We start from the raw sequence: 385 nt of genomic DNA, 5'->3' as shown, positions 1-385 counted from the left end.
GGCTTGTGCTGCACGGAAATCCCGTGGCGTTCGGCTTCCGCCCGGATTTCGAGCGTCCGGTCGGCCGTCAGAAGCAGTGCCGGAAGCTCGGCGCCGAAGCGATGGCGCAGATTAAGGATCGCGGCAATGCCGGTCCCGTCGTCGAGGTGATAGTCGGCGATCACCAGGTCGGGTGTAGGCGCGTGGAAGTCCGCCACTTCGGCGAGTGAAGCCAGCGATTGCACCTCGCAGCCCCAGCCGGAAATCAGAAGCCGCATACCCTCGATAATATTCGGTTCGTTGTCGATGCAGAGGACCTTCAGGCCCCGAAGCGTCTGTGCCTGACGTTCAGTGCTGACGGCCGCAACCGGCGCTGCCCCGAGCTTCGTCGTGTCGAGCGGCATGG

Annotated in this window: 1 protein-coding gene; it reads right to left on the bottom strand. The window is 64.2% G+C overall.

What is annotated here, in order from left to right; genetic code table 11:
- Nucleotides 1-385: response regulator (locus tag AC1DIX_RS28190; RefSeq protein ID WP_477328673.1), on the bottom strand; the 385-nt coding region annotated here is incomplete at both ends.

Source organism: Massilia sp. 05N420, assembly GCF_056397205.1.
This window is presented reverse-complemented; position numbering and strand designations above follow the sequence as displayed.